Raw genomic sequence first — 16,408 nt, 5'->3', positions numbered from 1 at the left:
TCGTTCGCGGCGGCAGGTGCGGGTGCGCTTTGCTGGACGCATGAGGATCCAGCGACTGGATGCCCACGAGCAGGGCGACCTGGTAGACAGCCTGCACGAGGCGTACGTGAGCGCCTACGCCGTCGACGACCAGGGCCCGCCCATCTCGTCGGCCCGCTTCGGCCGCTCCATGCGCGTGGGCCATCCTGGCAGGCGGGCCGAGGCCTGGGTGGTGGTCGAGGACGGTGTGGTCGTCGGCGGTTACGCCCTGTCGCTGCCGCTGCACCACAACGTTCACACGGCCTCGTTGTTCCCTCTCGCGGTCAGGCCTGAACGCCAGGGGCGGGGGCTCGGCTCGGCGCTGTTCGAGCACGCGGTGCGGCGGGTGCGGGCCGAGGGCAGGAAGCTGTTGGTCGTCGAGACGGCCGCCACCGGTTCCGGTGCGCGCTTCGCAATCGCGCACGGCATGACGGAGTCGCTCAGGGAGGCCCGCCGCACGCTCGATCTGCGCAAGGTCGACTGGGAGGCGTTGGAGCGCATGCGTCCCCCTGCGGACGGTTACCGTCTGGAACGCTGGATCGGCCCGACGCCCCCTGAGCTGCTGCCCGACCTCGCCACGGTCATGAACGGCATGAACGACGCCCCGCGCGACGGCGACTTCGAGGACGAGAACTACACCGTCGAACACCTCCGCGAGCGTGAGGAGTCGATGGCCGCGGTCGGCGAAACCGGCTACACCATGATCGCCCGCCGCGACTCCGACGGCGCGCCCGCCGGATACACGCGCATCGTCGTCGAGGGCGACGGCTCCGACGGCTGGGGCCACCAGGCGGACACGACGGTGCTGAAGGAGCACCGTGGCCATCGTCTGGGCCTGCTGCTCAAGCTCGCCAACCTGTTCTGGTTGCGCGAACGCGAGCCCCTGGTCGAGCGGATCATCACCTGGAACGCCATCTCCAACAGCCACATGCTCGCCATCAACGAGGCCATGGGGTTCGAGCTCTTCGACGAATGGACTCTGCGGCGATTGGACGTCCAGGCATAGAACACTCCTCCTCGGCGGGCTAATCTGAGCCTCTATGACCTTGGAGGCGTTGAGAGACGGAGATCCGCGCCAGGTGGGGCCGTACGCGCTCCTGGGCCGCCTGGGCGAGGGCGGGATGGGTGTCGTCTACTTGGGGCGGGGCCCCGACGGTTTACAGGTGGCCGTCAAGCTGATCCATTCGAGGATGGACGCCGACGCCGGCTTCAGGCGGCGTTTCGCCCGCGAGGTGGCCGCGGCCAAGCGGGTCGCCCGGTTCTGTACGGCTCCGGTGCTCGACGCCGACGTGGGCGGCGATGTCGCGTATCTGGTCACCGAGTATGTCGAGGGGCCCAGCCTGGGCGATGCCGTCCGCGAGTCGGGGCCGCTGAAGGGATCGGCCCTTGAGGGGCTGGCGGCCGCGATGGCGATGGCGTTGCGGGCGATCCACGGGGCCGGGGTCGTGCACCGCGATCTCAAGCCGTCGAACGTGCTGCTGTCCCAGGTGGGGCCCAAGGTGATCGACTTCGGCATCGCGCAGTTCACCGACGCGGAGGTCAGCAGTTCGATCGTGGGGACGCCGTCGTACATGTCGCCCGAGCAGGTGTCGGGGGCGACGATCGGGCCGGCGTCCGACATCTTCTCGTGGGGCTGTACGGTCGCTTTCGCCGCCGGGGGCGTGCCGCCGTTCGGGACGGGCTCGGTGCCGTCGATCCTGCTGCGCATCGTCAACGAACCGCCGGATCTGCGAGGGTTGTCCGGCACGTTACAGGAGCTGGTCGTGGCCGCGCTGGCCAAGAACCCCGCCGAACGTCCCACGGCCCAGAACCTGATGGACCGCCTCAGCACCGCCACCGGCCTCCTCCCCACCCCGGGCCTCCCCACCCCGGCCGCGCCCACCCCGCCTCCGGGCGGCGCAACGGCGGAACCGGGCAGTACCGGACCGAGTGGGCTGGGGTCGGGGCAGACGCATCCAACAGGCGCCCCGCACCCGCCTCTCTCAGAGCAGGAACAGGAGCCGAAGCAGGCGTTCAACCAGCGCAGGCTCCTGGCGGCCGCCGCGGCCGTGGTCGTCGCCGTGGCAGGCGCCTCGGCGGCCCTCATATGGCGCGACTCGAGCACCACCGCCACCCCCACAGCCAAGGCGACGGGAGTGCAGAACCTCCCGGCCACCGACGGCGCCATCCAGTCCGCGGGCCAGAACCCGCTGACAGCCCAGGGAGAGGTCCGCTTCTACTCCCGGCCGGAGCCCGCCGCCCAGAACCAGGCCGTCGTGTGGGAGAGGGAGGGCCGCAAGGGGGACGCGGCGCTGATGGACAAGCTGGCCAACGTCCCGCATGTCATCCGCCTGGACGAGTCCGGGGGCCAGGCCGAGGTGGAGGAGACACTCGCGGACGCGAAGGAGGCCGGCGGCCGCGTCCCCGTCTTCCTGATCAACTTGATGCCCGGCGGCGACTGCCAGCCCGTGCAGGACGGCGCCATGGCCACCTACCAGGGCTGGCTCAGAGGCATAGCAGGCAAGATCGGCAAGGCCCCGGCCGTGGTCATCCTGGAGCCCTCCAGCCTGGTCAAGCTCCCCGGCTTGAAAGACTGCGCCACCCTGCCGGGCACCCCCGAAGAGCGGTTCAAGGACGTCGCCGACGCCGTGCGGACCCTCAAGGCCAACCCCAGCACGGCCGTCTACCTCGACGGCGCCCAGGACCTCTACCCGGGCACCGAGACCATGGCCGAGCGGCTGATCAAGGCGGGCGTCGACAAGGCCGACGGGTTCTTCATCAACACGGCCGCCTACCAGCGCACGGCCAGGGCCGTCGAGTACGGCAAGAAGCTGTCCGCCTGCGTCAGCGTCCAGCGCAAGACCCGCAAGAACACCTGCCCGCCGGACGCCCAGGTGAACACGGCGACGATGCCCCACTTCGTCGTCGACACCGCCAGGAACGGCCAGGGTTCCTGGCGGCCGGAAAAGACGTACAAGGACCCGCAGACGTGGTGCAACCCTCCGGGCAGGGGCGTCGGCGACCGGCCCACCACCGACACGAAGGAGGAACTGGTCGACGCCTACCTGTGGATCGCCAAGGCGGGCGCCTCCAGCGGCAGGTGCCGGCGCGGCACGGACGGCGACAAGGACCCCGAGTACGGCAAGGTCGCGCCGAAGGCCGGCGAGTGGTGGCCCGAAATGGCGCTGGAGCGGGCGGTGAATGCCAACCCCGCGTTGCCGTGAGGTTAAGCCCAGGTAAGAGCTCATGTTAAGCGGACGTTAGATCTGCCCCCGCCTCCCTTGTCCGAACATCCTTCTGGGATCAGGCTCTGCCTGCAACTACTCCCCCCAGGAGGTTTCGAACGTGAGCAAAGCACGCGTGCCGTGGAAGGCAGTGGCCGGCGGTTCCATCGGCAATCTGGTCGAATGGTACGACTGGTTCGTCTACACCAGTTTCGCCGTCTACTTCGCCGCCTCCTTCTTCCCCGAGGGCAACGACACGGCGAAGCTGCTCAACACCGCGGCCATCTTCGCCGTCGGCTTCTTCATGCGCCCGCTCGGCGGCTGGCTGCTCGGCCGCTACGCCGACAGGAAGGGCCGCAAGGCGGCGCTCACGCTCACCGTCACACTGATGTCGGCCAGCGCGTTGCTGATCGCGATCGCGCCGACGTACGAGTCGGTCGGCTACTTCGGCGCCGTGGTGCTGGTGGTCGCGCGCCTGCTGCAGGGCCTGTCGGTCGGCGGCGAGTACGCGGCCAGCGCCACGTACCTGACCGAGGCCACCCCGCGCGGCCGCCGCGGACTGGCGTCGAGCTTCCAGTACGTCTCCATGACCGCCGGCCAGCTCGTCGGCCTCGGCCTGCAGATCATCCTGCAGAACACGATGTCCACGGAGGCGCTGCACTCCTACGGCTGGCGCATCCCGTTCATCGTCGGCGCCGCGGCCGCCGCGGTCGTGTTCTACCTGCGCCGCAACCTCCTGGAGACCGAGGCGTACGACGAGGAGGAGCGCGAGGCCGGGCAGGCCGGACGCGGCACGATCAAGGCGCTGATGGCCCACAAGAAAGAGGCGCTGCTGGTCATCGCCCTGACCATGGGCGGCACGGTCGCGTACTACACCTACACCACCTACCTCACCAAGTACCTCTCCCTCAGCGCCGGCCTGCCCAAGGAGACGGCCACGCTGGTCAGCTTCTGCGCGCTGTTCATCTTCATGTGCCTGCAGCCGCTGGCCGGAGGGCTGTCGGACCGCATCGGGCGCAGGCCGTTGCTGATCACGTTCGGGATCGGGTCGATGCTGGGCACGGTGCCGCTGATGACGGCGCTGGGCGGGGTGCAGGGGTTCGGCGGCGCGCTGGTGCTCTCGCTGATCGGCCTGATCATCGTGACCGGCTACACCTCGATCAACGCCGTGGTCAAGGCCGAGTTGTTCCCGACGCACGTGCGCGCGCTCGGTGTGGCGCTCCCGTACGCGATCGCGAACGCCCTGTTCGGCGGTACCGCCGAGTACGTGGCGCTGTGGTTCAAGAACAACGGCATCGAGTCCGGCTACTTCTGGTACGTCGCCGGCTGCGCGGCCGTGTCGCTTGTGGTCTACCTCACGATGCGGGAGACCAAGGACGCCGCCCTGTCGCGGGCCGAGCAGTCCGCGAAGGACTCCGTACCGGTCTAACCTGGCATTATGCGCGTTCTCCTGGTCGAGGACGACGATCGGCTCGCGTCCGCGCTCACCACGGCACTCGCCCGCCACGGCCATCAGGTCACCCGGGCGGGGCTGGCCGTCGACGCCCTCCGACTGGCGGGGGGCGTCGACTTCGTCCTGCTCGACCTGGGGTTGCCCGACATGGACGGGCTCGAGGTGCTGCGCCGCCTGCGCCGGGTGTCGGCGGTGCCGCTCATCGTCGTCACGGCCCGTACGGAGGAGCGGGAGGTGCTGCGCGGGCTGCGTTCCGGGGCCGACGACTACCTGGTCAAGCCGTTCCGCACGGTGGAGTTGATGGCTCGCATGGAGGCGGTGGTACGGCGCGGCACCCGGCCGAGGCCGGCCCGCGACGACGTGGTCAGCGTGGGCGACGTCCGCATCGACCTGGAGTCCAGGCAGGTCATGGTGGCCGGGGAGGCGGTGACGCTGACCAGGCGGGAGTTCGAGGTGCTGGCGTTGCTGGCCCGTGAGCCGGGCGTGGTGCGGGGCAGGGAGGAGATCCTCGACGAGGTCTGGGGCGACCCGCTGCTGTCGGCGTCCCGCTCGCTCGACGTCCACGTGGCCAATCTGCGTTCGAAGACCGGCCGTCCGGGGCTGGTGGAGACGTTGCGCGGCACCGGCTACCGGCTGGGCTCGACAGCGTGAACTCGCGCCTGGTGATCACGTTCACCACCTTGATCGTCTTTCTCATCGCAGCGCTGGCCGTGCCGCTCGGGCTGGCCTACGCCACCCACAGGACCAACCGCCTGCTGCTCGACCGCCGCGCCGACGCCACCCGCTTCGCCGAACTGGCCGACCAGGCGGCGCGCGACAACGACTATTCGGGGTTGATGGCCGAGGTCACCCGCTACGCCGACCTGTACGGCGCGGCCGTGCGCGTGCGCGACCGCGGCGGCTCGATCCGCGTCACCGCGGGCCGCTTCGACGCCGACGACCGTGACGCGCTGCGTCTTGCGCTGGCCGGCCGCACGACCGAGGACCTGCCCACGATCACCCCGTTCGGCCCGGCCATGGTGCTGCTGGCCGAGCCGGCGGGCAGGGACGCGCAGCTTTCCGGCGTGGTCCTGATCGAGGCGCCGACCGAGCGGGCCAGGGCCGAGGTGCTGCTGGTGTGGGCGACACTCGCGGTCGGGGCGCTGGTCGCGGTGGCGTACTCGGCGCTGGCGGCCAGGCGGCTGGCCCGCTGGATCCTGCGTCCGGTCACCGAGCTCGACCGCACCACCCAGGCCATCGCGCAGGGCCGGATGGACGCGCGGGCGCATCCGGGCGCGGGCCCGTCGGAGCTGCGGCGGCTGGAGGAGCGCTTCAACGCGATGGCCGACGCGGTCTCCGGGGCGATGGAGCGGCAGCGGGCGTTCGTGGCCGACGCCTCCCACGAACTGCGTACGCCGCTGACCGTGCTGGGGCTGCGGCTGGAGAACCTGGAGCCGCACCTGCGCGGCGAGGGGACGGCCGAGTTCGAGGAGGCGATGGCGGAGCTGGACCGGCTGGCGCTGCTGGTGGAGGACCTGCTGGCGCTGGCCAGGGTGGAGGCGGGCGCGGCCGTCGAGGGCAGGGCCGTCGAGCTGGGGCCTCGGCTGGCGACCTGGCGGGAGGTGTACGCGGCCAAGCGGGTGGCCCTGGTGGCGGAGGTGCGGGAGACGGCGCAGGTGCCGGAGGCGGCGGCCAGGATCGCCGACATCGCCCTGGACAACGCCCAGAAGTTCGTGCCCGAGGGCGGCACGGTGACGGTCACCCTGGCGGACGGGGTGCTGGGGGTGGCCGACGACGGGCCTGGGCTGGGCGAGGAGGAGCGCTCGGAGGCGCTGGGGCGGTTCTGGCGCTCCGGGGCGCACGCCAACGTGCCGGGCAGCGGGCTGGGCCTGGCCATCGCCGCCGAGCTGGCCAGGGCGTGCGGGGCCACGCTGCGGCTGCTGCCGGCCGAGCCCCACGGGCTGATCGTAGAGCTGCGCCTGAACCAGGCGTATCAGCCGTAGACGGAGCGGTAGTAGCGGATCGCGCCGGCGTGGAGCGGCACGACGCCGGTGCCGATCGCGTAGCGCTCGTCGAGCCGTCCGCCGGGCGCCGATGGGGCCTGGAGGCGGTCGCGGGCGTTGAAGAGCGTCTCGGTGATCGTGTACGCCAGGTCGCCGGGCAGCGTGGCCCGGCACATCAGGTAGCTGGGGGTGCCCACGGTCGGCACCGGCGCGGCGCCCCCGTACGTGCCCGCGGGGACGGTGGCGTGCTCGTAAACCGGCCCGAACCCGCGCCGCATCACCGGCACCAGCCGCTCCAGCGGCACCAGGCGGACGTCGTCGAGCGCGGCCAGGGCGGGGGTGGGCACGCCGCCGGACCAGAAGAACGCCTCGATGTCGCCGCCGCGCAGGGCCTTGATCGAGGCGTCGAGCTCCAGCCTGACGACCTTGGGCGGGCGCTCCAGCGCCGCGGCGGACAGCACGCGGGTGGCGGTGACCGCAGTGCCTGAGCCCTCCTCGCCGATCGACACCGCCCGCCCGGCCAGTTCCTCGATCCCGGTGATCGGCGAGGTCCTGGCGACGACCAGGTGGACGTAGTTCATGTACATCCTGGCCAGCGCCAAGACCGGCTGGCGGCGCACGCGTACGGCGTCGTCGGCGCTGTCGGCCAGCGAGAACCCCGCCTCGGCCCGCCCGTCGGTCATCATCGTCAGGTTCTGCACACTGGCGGCGGTCCGCAGCACCCGCGCCCGCAGCCCCTCGCGCCGCAACTCCTCGGCGAGCCGGTCTCCGAGCTGCCCGTACGGCCCTCCGGCCGGGCCCGTCGCCAGCCGCAGCTCCGGCAGGTCCTCCCCCGAGCCCGAGCACGCGGCCGCGAACGCGGCCAGGCCGAGGAGGGCACGACGGGATATGGACATGAATTCACGGTATCTGGTGTCACAGAATGGACCTGTGACCGCACATCTGCGCATCTCATCCGAGTTGAGGATGTTCCTGCCCGTGAGCCGCCGCCGGGAATGGCAGGAGGTGACTCCCGACGCGACCTCGACGCTGGGCCACCACGTCGAGTCGATCGGCATCCCGCTCACGGAGGTGGGCCCGATGGTGGCCGACGGCCGCGGAGTGCCGCCGTCGTACCTGCTGGCCTCCGGCGACGTGGTGGAGGTGCACCCCGTGCCGCGGCCCCAGCAGCTTCCGCGGGAGCCGCGCTTCCTGCTGGATGTGCACCTGGGCACGCTGGCGCGGCGGATGCGGCTGCTGGGCATCGACACGGCCTACCACAACGACATGGACGACCCGGCCCTGGTGGTGCAGGCCAACGAGGAACGCAGGGTGCTGCTCACCCAGGACCGCGGCCTGCTGCGCCGCCGCGCGCTGTGGCTGGGCGCGTACGTGCACGGTTCCCGCCCCGCCGACCAGCTCCGCGACCTGCTGGAGCGTTTCTCGCCGCCGTTGCGCCCGTGGACGCGCTGCACCGCGTGCAACGGCGTGCTCGTGCCGGTGACCAAGGGCGAGGTGGAGCCCCTGCTGGAGGCGGGCACCCGCCGCAACTACGACGTCTACGGCCGCTGCCGCGACTGCGGGCAGGTCTACTGGCACGGCGCCCACGGCGCGCGGCTGGAGGAGATCGTGCGGTCGGCGCTGGCCTGGGCCGCGCATCAGCAACCGGTAAGGCGTCTTTCCTCTTCGTAAATGGCCACGGAGTTGATCAGAAAGTGCCCATTCTTTGGGACATTCTTAGGCCGTTCCAGCATTCCCTGATTAGTGGCCATAACGCTATTCAGGTGTATGCTTCAACCCAAGAGTCGGAGAATCTTTCACAATTCGGCGTTGACATCCACAAGACGACGACGCCACCTTTCGCATACCCTAAAAGGCTGAAATAGTCCGATTTGCCCTACTTTCCGAAGCCGCGACGCGCTATTTCGGCCCATATCGTACGCCTTGCCGCAGGTCATACTCCTGATTGGAGGATTTGCGCGATATGTCCGATAACGCGAAGCCCGGCAACGGGGCCCCCGAGACGGGGGCGAAGAGATGGAAGAAGGCGACGGCCGTCACCGGCATGGCCACCGCCCTGGTCGGCCTCGCCACCGCCATCGTGCAATTCACCCAGGCCGGCACCAGGAGCGCCGCGCCCGCGATCGCCATCACCTCTCCGGGCACCGGCGCGGGCGCCACCGCCTCGGCCTGCCAGACGGTCCTGGGAATGGCCAACGTGGCCGACGGCATGACCCTGATCGTGGCGGTGCGCCGCACCACGGGCACACCGCGGTCGAAAACGAAGTTCTATCGCGTCGACACCGCCAGGTCCACGGGGCGGTGGAACGTCACGGTCTCCCTAGAAGGGGAGAATCCGAATACCGCGGGTCAGTGGTATTCCATCACCGCTTTCACCATGCCGGTCGGATGGGCCGATTTCCTGGAGAAGGTCGGCGGCTCGGCGGACGGCCCGTTGATTACCGCCTCCACGATGCCGCCCTACGATGGCGAGGCGCCGTCCATCGACGTCCAGCGAGTAGCCGGGCAGGGGTTCTGCTGACTGGCTACTCGTACATATCCACACAAACCCGGAGCTCCTTGAGCGTACGCGGCTCCAGATGTGAAATCCTGAGGCGGATATCCTCCCCCCAAGGAAGGGTCGCGTGGAATTTCGCATCATGGGGCCGCTCGAAGTGACCGGCAGCGGCCGCGATCGCACACCCACGACGCCCAAGCACCGCGATCTGCTGGCGATGTTCCTGCTCAACGCCGGCCGGCCGATGACGGTCGAGCGGCTGCGGCGGCTGCTGTGGCCGCGCGAGGGCGGCGACCGCTCCGACTCACTGGTCCGCGGCTACATCGGCCAGCTCCGCCAGCTCCTCGGCAAAGACGTGATCACCACCGTGTCCGGCTCGTACGTGCTGGCCATCGGCGACGACCAGCTCGACGTCGACCGCTTCAGGCTGCTGGTCGACAAGGGGGCCTACGAGGAGGCCCTGGGCCTGTGGCGGGGCGAGGCCCTGGAGGACATCGACCCCGAGGGCGAGCGGTGGGTCGAGACGCGCCGGCTGCGCGAGGAGCTGGAGGAGCTGCGGCTGCTGGCCCTGGAGCGCAGGCTGCAGGCCGACCTCGACGCGGGCCGCCACCGCGAGCTGCTGGCCGAGCTGCGCCGGCTGACCAAGCAGCATCCGCTGTGGCAGCGCTTCCGCGGCCAGTACATGCTGGCCCTCTACCGCAGCGGCCGCCGGGTCGACGCGCTGGCCGCCTACGCGGTGCTGCGCGACCAGCTCGACGGCGGCCACGCGATCGAGCCCGACCCCGAGCTGCAGCTCCTCTACCACCGCATGCTCCACGACGACGCCTCGCTGCACGTCTCGGCGGGCCCGCCGGTGCTGCTGCCGCCCGACGTGAACGGGTTCACCGGCCGGGCCGGGCTGCTCGACCAGGTGGTCGGCGGCCAGATCGTGGTGCACGGCCAGGCGGGGGCGGGCAAGTCGGCACTGGCCGTGCACGCGGCCTGGCGGGCGCGTGAGAACTTCCCCGACGGCATCCTGTACGCCGACTTACGCGAGACGACCACGCCCTCGGCGGTTCTTGAGGACTTCCTGCGCTGGCTGGGCTGCCCGGCCCAGGCCATCCCCGCCACGCCCGAGCAGCGCGAACGGCTGTTCCGCACGTACACGGCCAACCGCCGCCTGCTGGTGCTGCTCGACAACGCGATCGGCGAGGCGCAGGTGCGGCCGCTGCTGACCTCGTGCCCGACGATCGTGACGAGCCGCTCCTCGCTGGGCGGCCTGACGGGCGCGCGGCGGATCTGGCTCGGCGTGCTCGACGACGGCGACTCCCTCAACCTGCTCATGCGGAGCTCGGGCCGCGCGCCCGACGACGCCCTGCGCCGGCTGGCGCGCTTCTGCGGCGGCCTGCCGATCGCGCTGCGCATCGCGGGCTCCCGCCTGGCGGCCAGACCGGAGTGGACCGCCGACTACCTGGTGGGCCTGCTGGAGGACGAGCACGAGCGGCTCGACGGGCTGCGCGCCGGCGACCAGGCCGTGCGCAGCGCGTTCGCGATCGGGTTCGACGGCCTGCCCGAGGCGGCCAGGCTGACGTTGTGCGGGCTCGGCGCCCTGTCGGCGCCCGACTTCGCCGACTGGGTCACCGACCAGCTCGGCGGGCAGGCCGAGGCGCTGGTGGACGCGGGCCTGCTGGAGACGTACGGCGTCGACGTGGCCGGCCAGGTCCGCTACCGGCTGCACGACCTGACCCGGCTGTTCGCCCGCGAGCAGCCGGTGCCCGGGGTGCTGGCGAAGCTGGCGGCGGTGGTGCTGGCCAGGGTGCGGGCCTCGCGGTTCTCGCTGGTGTCGGGCGACCCGGCCACGGCCGTGGCCACCAGGGACATCAGGGAGTCGGTCGAGTGGCTGGCGGCCGAGCGGGCGTTCCTGGCCGGCCTGGTCACCGACCTGCACACGGCGGGGCTCGACGACGAGTGCTGGCAGCTCGTCCACCTGCTGGCCCCCTACCTCGAACGCCACCGCTTCCTGGACGACTGGCGGACCCTGACGTGGCTGGCGCTGGAGTCGGCGCGGCGGGCGGCCGACGAGCGGGGCGAGGCGCTCATCCTGCTCGACCAGGGCGACCTGCACCTGGCCGAGCGCGAGTGGGACCGCGCCTACGAGCGGCTGAGGCAGGCGCTCGACATGTTCATGGGGCAGGGCCGCCGGCGCGAGGTGAACCGCGCCAGGTGCCGGCTCGGCCGCGTGCACCTGGAGCGGGGCCGCCTGCAGGAGGCCGAGCGGGCCCTGCTCGCCTGCCTGGAAGGCGCCGGCAACCAGCGCGACCTGGCCGAGGCCGAGCACGTGCTCGGCGCGGTGCTGCGCCGGGCCGGCCGCCTCGACGAGGCCGCCGAGCGCCTCCTGGCCGCCATCGGGCGCCTGGCCGAGCTGGGCGACCGCCACCGGCAGGCCGACACGCTGCTCGACCTGGCCAACGTACGCCTGGCGCAGGCGGCCAAGCCCGACGCCAGGGCCGCCGCCGAGCAGGCCAGGGGCATCGCCGTCCGGCTGGGCGACCGCCTGCTCGACGCGCGCGCCCTGCTGGCCCTGGCCGGCGTCAACCGGGCGGAGGGCGCGGTGGAGCGGGCCCGCGAGCTGGCCGGGGCGGCGCTGGAGGTCTTCGAGAAGACCGGCGACCGGCGAGGCGCCGCCAACGCCCGCGCCCTGCTGGCCCAGGGTTAGACCGCCAGGAGGCGGCGGACGTCCTCGCGGTGCAGCTCTTCTGCGGCGCCGGTGCGCACGACGTGCCCGCCGTCGAGGATGACGAACGTGTCGGCCAGCCGAAGCGCGATGTCCAGGTACTGCTCGACGAGGAGCACGGCCGGCCCCGAGGCGTGCAGCCGTTCGATGGCCGCCTCGATCTCCAGGATGATCGACGGCTGGATGCCCTCGGTCGGCTCGTCGAGGATGAGCAGCCTGGGCTTGGTCACCAGGGCACGCGCCATGGCGAGCTGCTGTTGCTGGCCGCCCGACAGGTGGCCGGCGCTGCGTTTGAGCAGCGGCCGCAGCGCGGGGAAGATCTCCAGCGCCTCGTCGATGACCTCCTTGGGCTGTTTGGCGGCCTCGACGGCCACCAGCAGGTTGCCCAGGACGGACAGCTGGGGGAAACACTGGTGGCCCTGGGGGACGTAGCCCATGCCGAGCCGTACCCGTTCATGTGGTTTGAGCCTGGTCACGTCGCGGCCGTCGAACATGACCGTGCCCGCCGTCGCGGGCAGCACGCCCATGACGGTGTTGAGCAGCGTGGTCTTGCCGACGCCGTTGCGGCCCATGACACAGACGAGCTGACCCGGCCCGACCTCCAGCGAGACCCCGAACAGGACGCGGGCCCGCCCGTACCCCGACTCAAGGCCGCTCACCGACAACATCGCTCGGCCTCCTTCCCAGATAGACCTCCTGCACGCGCGGGTCGGCGCTGACCTCGTCCACCGATCCCTCCACGAGCACCTTGCCCTCGTGCAGCACGCTCACCTTCGAGGCGTGCCGCCGCAGGAACTCCATGTCGTGCTCCACCACGATCACCGTGTGCTCGTCGGCGATCTGGGTGAGCAACTCCCCCGTGCGTTCGCGTTCGTCCTTCGACATGCCGGCCACGGGCTCGTCCAGGAGCAGCAGCCGGGGGCGCTGCGCCAGCAGCATCCCGATCTCGAGCCACTGGCGCTGGCCATGGGAGAGAACTCCCGCAGAACGTTCGGCGAGCTCTTCCAGCCCGGTCCTGGCCAGGGCCTGCTCGACGGCCTCCGACACGCCCCTGCGCCGCCGGGCCAGCGACCACAGCGGCCTGCGGAAACTGGCGGCCAGGTCGAGGTTCTCGATCACGGTGAGCTCCTCGAACACGACCGACGTCTGGAACGTGCGGCCGACGCCCAGCCGGACGATCTGGTGCTCCTTCCTGCCGACCAGGTCGTAGCCCTCGAACCGCACGCTGCCGGCCGCCGGCCGGGTCAGCCCGGTGATCACGTCGATGAGCGTGGTCTTGCCCGCCCCGTTCGGCCCGATCAGGAAGCGCAGCTCGCCCTCGGGCACGGTCAGATCGACGCCGTCGAGCGCGCGGAAGCCGTCGAAGACCACCTGGACGTCACGGAGTTCGAGCACGTCGCAACCTCCCTGCGATGCCGACGATGCCCTTGGGGGCCAGCGTCATGACGAGGATGAACAGCGCGCCCTGCAAGTACAGCCAGCCGTCGGCGAACTGTTCGCTGAAGGCCGTCTTGGCGTAGCCCATGACGACCGCGCCGAGCACGGCCCCGGCCAGCGCGTGCCTGCCGCCGACGGCCACCGCGACGACCAGTTCCAGCGAGGGCACCACGCCGAGCAGCGCGGGCGAGATGATGCCGACGACGGGCACGAACAGCGCCCCCGCCAGCCCCGCCATGCCCGCCGAGATGGCGAAGGTGACGGTCTTGACCAGCGCCGGGTCGTAGCCGAGGAAGCGCACCCGGTCCTCGCCGTCCCTGACGGCGACCAGCAGCCGGCCGTAGCGGCTGTGCACGAGCTGCCGGGTGGCCAGGTAGAGCCCGCCCAGGACGCAGGCCACGACCAGGTAGAGCCCGCGCTGGGTGGAGTCCTGCGCGAGGTCCTGGCCGAACAGCTCGAAGAAGTTCGTCATACCGTTGGTGCCGCCGCTCAGGCCCTGCTGGCCGACCAGCAGGATGACCATGGCGGCGGCCAGCGCCTGGGTGAGGATGGCGAAGTACGCGCCGCGTACCCGCTGGCGGAACACCAGCGTCCCGAGGAGCACCGCGAGCAGCGCAGGACCCGCCACGGCCATGCCCAGCGCGAAGACCGGGCTGGCGAACGGCGCCCACAGCGCGGGCAGCGACTCCACGCCGCTCCACACCATGAAGTCGGGCAGCCCGCCGCCGGCCTCGGTGAGTTTGAGATACATCGCCATGGAGTAGCCGCCGAGCCCGAAGAAGACGCCCTGTCCGAGCGTGAGCATGCCGCCCTGTCCCCAGGCCAGCCCGATCCCGAGCGCGACGATCGCGTAGCACAGGTACTTGGCCAGCAGGCCCAGCCGGAACGGCTCCAGCAGCAGCGGCGCCGCCACCAGCGCGATGACCGCCACGGTCGCGAACGGCAGATGAGCTCTGATCATGTGAGCGCCCTCGACCTGAGCACGAACAGCCCCTGCGGCCGCACCTGCAGGAACGCGATGACCACGGCCAGGACGACGACCTTCGCCAGCGAGGCGTCCGACCAGAACTCGGCGTAGGAGTTGAGCAGCCCGAGCCCGATCGCGGCCAGCACCGCGCCCCTGAGCTGCCCGAGCCCGCCCGCCACGACGACCAGGAAGGCGTCGACGATGTAGTACGTCCCCAGCGCGGGCCCGACGGGCCCGATGAGCGTCAGCGCCACCCCGGCCACGCCCGCCAGCGCGGAGCCGATGAAGAACGTCAGCATGTCCACCCGGCCGGTGTCGATGCCGCTGGTGGCGGCGAGTTGCCGGTTCTGCACCACCGCCTGCGTCCTGCGGCCGAGCCCGGTCCTGGTGAGGTAGGCCCAGACCGCGACCACGCCGGCCACGGCCAGCCCCATGATGAACAGCCGGTTGTACGGCAGGATCCCCACTCCTCCCGTCAACCAGGACGGGGCGGGCACCTGCACGTTCGGCGCGCCGAACAGGTCGCGGGCCAGCTGCTGCAGCACCAGGCTCACCCCCCAGGTGAGCAGCAGCGTGTCCAATGGCCGGCCGTAGAAGTGCCGGATCGCGGCCCGCTCCAGCACCAGCCCCATGAGCCCCGCGACCAGGAACGCGACCGGCAGCGCGAGCACCAGGTCCCCGAGCAGGAACGCGGTGTAGGCGCCGGCCATGATGAACTCGCCGTGCGCCATGTTGATCACGCCCATCTGCCCGAAGGTGAAGGTCAGCCCGAGCGCGATGAGCAGCAGCACGGCCCCGATCGACAGCCCGATGGGGAGCTGGTTGACGAAGGCCGTCATCACTGGCCCGCCGACAGACCGGCCGCCCACGGGTAGCCCTTGAGGTACGGGTCCGGTTTGATCGGCTTGCCGGAGTCCCAGACCTGCTTGATCAGGCCGTCGGGCTGGACGATGCCGATGCGGGCGGTCTTGTACATGTGCTGGGTCTCGCCGTCGATGGTGACCAGGCCCTCGGGGCGTTCGAGCGCGATGCCGGGCGCGGCCTTCCTGACCGGCTCCACCTCGGTGCTGCCCGCCTTCTTGACCGCCTCGGCCCACAGGTAGACGGCGTTGTAGCCGGCCTCCATGGGGTCGCTGGTGACCTTGCCGCTGCCGTACTTGGCCTTGTACGCCTTGACGAAGGCGGCGTTGGCGGGGGTGTCGGTGGTCTGGTAGTAGTTCCAGGCGACCGGCTGGCCGGCGATGTTGTCCACGCCGATGCCGGTGACCTCCTCCTCGGCGATGCTCACCGACAACACCGGCATGTTCTCGGCGGAGGCGGCGCCGGCGCTCTTGAGCTGCTTGAAGAAGGCGACGTTGCTGTCGCCGTTCAGGGTGTTGAAGACGGCGTCCGGCCGCGCCTGCACGACCTTGTTGACCAGGGTGGAGTACTCGGTGTGGCCGAGCGGGGTGTATTCCTCGCCGAGGATCTCCATCCCGTTCGCCGCCGCGTACGCTTTGATGATCTTGTTGGCGGTTCTGGGGAAGACGTAGTCGCTGCCCACCAGGAACACCCTCTTCTTGCCCTGCTCCTTCAGGTAGTCCAGGCCGGGGATGATCTGCTGGTTGGTGGTGGCGCCGGTGTAGAAGATGTACGGCGAGCTCTCCAGGCCCTCGTACTGCACCGGATACCACAGCAGCGCCTTGTAACGCTCGAAGACCGGCAGCATCGCCTTCCTGCTGGCCGAGGTCCAGCCGCCGAAGACGGTGGCGACCTTGTCCTGTCTGATCAGCTTGGTGGCCTTCTCGGCGAACGTGGGCCAGTCGGAGGCGCCGTCCTCGACCACCGGGACCAGCTTCTTGCCGAGCACGCCGCCCGCCTTGTTGATCTCCTCGATGGCGAGCAGTTCGGCGTCGCGCACGGTGACCTCGCTGATCGCCATCGTGCCGCTGAGGGAGTGGAGGAGCCCGACCTTGATCTCGTCGGACCCGGCGGCGGGCTCGGCGCCGGATCCGCAGGCCGTGAGGGCCGATAGCAGAACGGCGCAGACAATCGGGCGGGAAATGCGCACGGCGGTTCCTTCCTGGCGACCGGTCCTGCCTGAAAGGTGACTCCGCGTTATTTCCCGGGAAGATCCCGTACGTTAATAGGCCATTGCC

General features: G+C 70.8%; 14 protein-coding genes. 8 read left to right on the top strand and 6 right to left on the bottom strand.

Annotated elements, in window-relative coordinates:
• Positions 1–40: 40 nt before the first annotated feature.
• From ACFOY2_RS00680 to ACFOY2_RS00660, 5 genes are all read left to right on the top strand, one after another.
• Positions 41–1,024, top strand: a complete 984-nt coding sequence (locus ACFOY2_RS00680) for a GNAT family N-acetyltransferase (protein WP_379525896.1) — start codon at positions 41–43, stop codon at positions 1,022–1,024.
• A 34-nt stretch (positions 1,025–1,058) separates the two neighbouring features.
• The gene (locus ACFOY2_RS00675) at positions 1,059–3,221 is read left to right on the top strand and encodes a glycoside hydrolase family 6 protein (protein WP_379525895.1); all 2,163 of its coding nucleotides are present in this window, start codon (positions 1,059–1,061) and stop codon (positions 3,219–3,221) included.
• Positions 3,222–3,342: 121 nt separating this feature from the next.
• The gene (locus tag ACFOY2_RS00670) at positions 3,343–4,650 is read left to right on the top strand and encodes an MFS transporter (protein ID WP_379525894.1); all 1,308 of its coding nucleotides are present in this window, start codon (positions 3,343–3,345) and stop codon (positions 4,648–4,650) included.
• A 9-nt stretch (positions 4,651–4,659) separates the two neighbouring features.
• Positions 4,660–5,325 carry a response regulator transcription factor gene (locus tag ACFOY2_RS00665; protein WP_379525893.1) on the top strand — a complete coding sequence of 222 codons (666 nt, stop codon included), beginning with the start codon at positions 4,660–4,662 and terminating at the stop codon, positions 5,323–5,325.
• Positions 5,322–6,656 (top strand): sensor histidine kinase, encoded by a 1,335-nt coding sequence (locus ACFOY2_RS00660; RefSeq protein WP_379525892.1) that lies wholly within the window; start codon positions 5,322–5,324, stop codon positions 6,654–6,656. The genes ACFOY2_RS00665 and ACFOY2_RS00660 overlap by 4 nt, the downstream gene beginning before the upstream one ends.
• Here the strand turns inward: ACFOY2_RS00660 and ACFOY2_RS00655 are convergent.
• Positions 6,647–7,552 (bottom strand): TAXI family TRAP transporter solute-binding subunit, encoded by a 906-nt coding sequence (locus ACFOY2_RS00655; RefSeq protein ID WP_379525891.1) that lies wholly within the window; start codon positions 7,550–7,552, stop codon positions 6,647–6,649. The two genes, ACFOY2_RS00660 and ACFOY2_RS00655, sit on opposite strands and share 10 nt — an antisense overlap.
• Between ACFOY2_RS00655 and ACFOY2_RS00650 the strand changes: the two genes are divergently transcribed.
• The 3 genes from ACFOY2_RS00650 (at position 7,551) to ACFOY2_RS00640 (ending at position 11,848) form a co-directional block, all read left to right on the top strand.
• Positions 7,551–8,327: a Mut7-C RNAse domain-containing protein gene (locus tag ACFOY2_RS00650; RefSeq protein ID WP_379525890.1), complete on the top strand. Its 777-nt coding sequence runs from the start codon at positions 7,551–7,553 to the stop codon at positions 8,325–8,327. The genes ACFOY2_RS00655 and ACFOY2_RS00650 overlap by 2 nt on opposite strands.
• 292 nt (positions 8,328–8,619) lie before the next feature.
• On the top strand, positions 8,620–9,177 hold the full coding sequence (locus ACFOY2_RS00645) for a hypothetical protein (protein ID WP_379525889.1): 558 nt from the start codon (positions 8,620–8,622) through the stop codon (positions 9,175–9,177).
• 103 nt (positions 9,178–9,280) lie between these two features.
• A complete protein-coding gene (locus tag ACFOY2_RS00640; protein ID WP_379525888.1) occupies positions 9,281–11,848 on the top strand; it encodes an AfsR/SARP family transcriptional regulator in 2,568 nt (855 codons plus the stop codon).
• On the opposite strand, the gene urtE is transcribed toward ACFOY2_RS00640, so the two are convergent.
• The 5 genes from urtE to urtA are packed head-to-tail and all read right to left on the bottom strand — an operon-like array spanning position 11,845 to position 16,320.
• Entirely contained in the window at positions 11,845–12,534 is a 690-nt protein-coding gene (gene urtE, locus ACFOY2_RS00635) for an urea ABC transporter ATP-binding subunit UrtE (RefSeq protein WP_379525887.1), read from the bottom strand. The genes ACFOY2_RS00640 and urtE overlap by 4 nt on opposite strands.
• Positions 12,512–13,261, bottom strand: a complete 750-nt coding sequence (urtD, locus tag ACFOY2_RS00630; protein ID WP_379525886.1) for an urea ABC transporter ATP-binding protein UrtD — start codon at positions 13,259–13,261, stop codon at positions 12,512–12,514. The genes urtE and urtD overlap by 23 nt, the downstream gene beginning before the upstream one ends.
• Entirely contained in the window at positions 13,245–14,264 is a 1,020-nt protein-coding gene (gene urtC / locus ACFOY2_RS00625) for an urea ABC transporter permease subunit UrtC (protein ID WP_379525885.1), read from the bottom strand. The genes urtD and urtC overlap by 17 nt, the downstream gene beginning before the upstream one ends.
• Positions 14,261–15,109, bottom strand: coding sequence for an urea ABC transporter permease subunit UrtB (gene urtB, locus ACFOY2_RS00620; RefSeq protein ID WP_379526435.1), 849 nt, complete (start codon positions 15,107–15,109; stop codon positions 14,261–14,263). The genes urtC and urtB overlap by 4 nt, the downstream gene beginning before the upstream one ends.
• Positions 15,109–16,320, bottom strand: coding sequence for an urea ABC transporter substrate-binding protein (gene urtA, locus ACFOY2_RS00615; RefSeq protein WP_379525884.1), 1,212 nt, complete (start codon positions 16,318–16,320; stop codon positions 15,109–15,111). Before urtA ends, urtB begins: the two co-directional genes overlap by 1 nt.
• Positions 16,321–16,408 lie beyond the last annotated feature (88 nt).

The sequence above is a fragment of the Nonomuraea purpurea genome (genome assembly GCF_042650645.1).
Classification (GTDB): domain Bacteria; phylum Actinomycetota; class Actinomycetes; order Streptosporangiales; family Streptosporangiaceae; genus Nonomuraea; species Nonomuraea purpurea.
Note: the sequence above shows the minus strand (reverse complement) of the source record. Positions and strands in the feature narration are given on the sequence as shown.

Bases quoted from the DNA above. Each gene is read 5' to 3' on its own strand.
- urtE (WP_379525887.1), bottom strand. From the start codon at position 12,534: ATGTTGTCGGTGAGCGGCCTTGAGTCGGGGTACGGGCGGGCCCGCGTC.
- ACFOY2_RS00665 (WP_379525893.1), top strand. From the start codon at position 4,660: ATGCGCGTTCTCCTGGTCGAGGACGACGATCGGCTCGCGTCCGCGCTC.
- urtC (WP_379525885.1), bottom strand. From the start codon at position 14,264: ATGATCAGAGCTCATCTGCCGTTCGCGACCGTGGCGGTCATCGCGCTG.
- ACFOY2_RS00655 (WP_379525891.1), bottom strand. From the start codon at position 7,552: ATGTCCATATCCCGTCGTGCCCTCCTCGGCCTGGCCGCGTTCGCGGCC.
- ACFOY2_RS00645 (WP_379525889.1), top strand. From the start codon at position 8,620: ATGTCCGATAACGCGAAGCCCGGCAACGGGGCCCCCGAGACGGGGGCG.
- ACFOY2_RS00680 (WP_379525896.1), top strand. From the start codon at position 41: ATGAGGATCCAGCGACTGGATGCCCACGAGCAGGGCGACCTGGTAGAC.
- ACFOY2_RS00675 (WP_379525895.1), top strand. From the start codon at position 1,059: ATGACCTTGGAGGCGTTGAGAGACGGAGATCCGCGCCAGGTGGGGCCG.
- ACFOY2_RS00650 (WP_379525890.1), top strand. From the start codon at position 7,551: ATGAATTCACGGTATCTGGTGTCACAGAATGGACCTGTGACCGCACAT.
- urtB (WP_379526435.1), bottom strand. From the start codon at position 15,109: ATGACGGCCTTCGTCAACCAGCTCCCCATCGGGCTGTCGATCGGGGCC.